This is a genomic window from Bacillus sp. LR_5 (assembly GCF_042709275.1).
The window spans coordinates 1-883 of the sequence record NZ_JAVAXX010000651.1; the positions used below are offsets into that span (position 1 = coordinate 1).

At 45.2% G+C, this 883-nt stretch carries 1 protein-coding gene; it reads left to right on the forward strand.

Features of this window, described 5'->3' with window-relative positions; translation table 11 throughout:
* Positions 1-871, forward strand: an 871-nt coding sequence (pfkB, locus tag RAC86_RS39255) for a 1-phosphofructokinase (RefSeq protein ID WP_377887014.1), incomplete at its 5' end; no start/stop codon positions are given.
* Positions 872-883: the final 12 nt, after the last annotated feature.

Sequence of the window (883 nt, forward strand, 5' to 3'; positions counted from 1 at the left end):
AGTTCACGTTGAAGATTTTACTGTAGGAGGCCTGAACCGTTCTTCGTATGATACCAAGTATCCAGGGGGCAAAGGCATCAACGTATCGAGACTGCTGAAAAGACACCATGTGGCGTCTAAAGCGCTCGGATTCGTCGGCGGATTTACCGGAGAATATATCAAAACATTTTTACGGGAAGAAAACCTGGAAACAGCTTTTTCTGAAGTAAAAGGGGATACCCGTATCAATGTAAAGCTGAAAACGGGTGATGAAACTGAAATTAACGGGCAGGGACCGACAATTTCGGATGAAGATTTCAAAGCCTTTTTAGAACAGTTCCAATCTTTGCAAGAGGGAGATATCGTTGTTCTTGCAGGAAGCATTCCATCTTCACTCCCTCATGATACTTATGAAAAAATCGCAGAGGCCTGCAAACAGCAGAACGCACGAGTTGTTCTGGATATCTCAGGCGAGGCTCTTTTGAAAGCAACAGAAATGAAACCATTTTTGATGAAGCCAAATCATCATGAGCTTGGAGAAATGTTCGGCACGGCCATTACATCTGTTGAGGAAGCCGTTCCTTATGGGAAAAAGCTTGTAGAACAAGGCGCTGAACATGTAATCGTATCAATGGCCGGAGACGGAGCGCTTCTGTTTACGAACGAAGCTGTTTATTTTGCTAACGTGCCAAAGGGGAAATTGGTAAACTCAGTCGGAGCAGGGGATTCCGTTGTTGCAGGTTTCCTTGCCGGAATTTCCAAACAGCTGCCGCTTGAAGAAGCATTCCGCTTAGGAGTTACTTCAGGCAGTGCTACCGCGTTCTCTGAAGAACTTGGAACAGAAGAATTTGTCCAGCAGCTTCTTCCTGAAGTTAAGGTCACACGTCTATAGAGGAGGAAACAC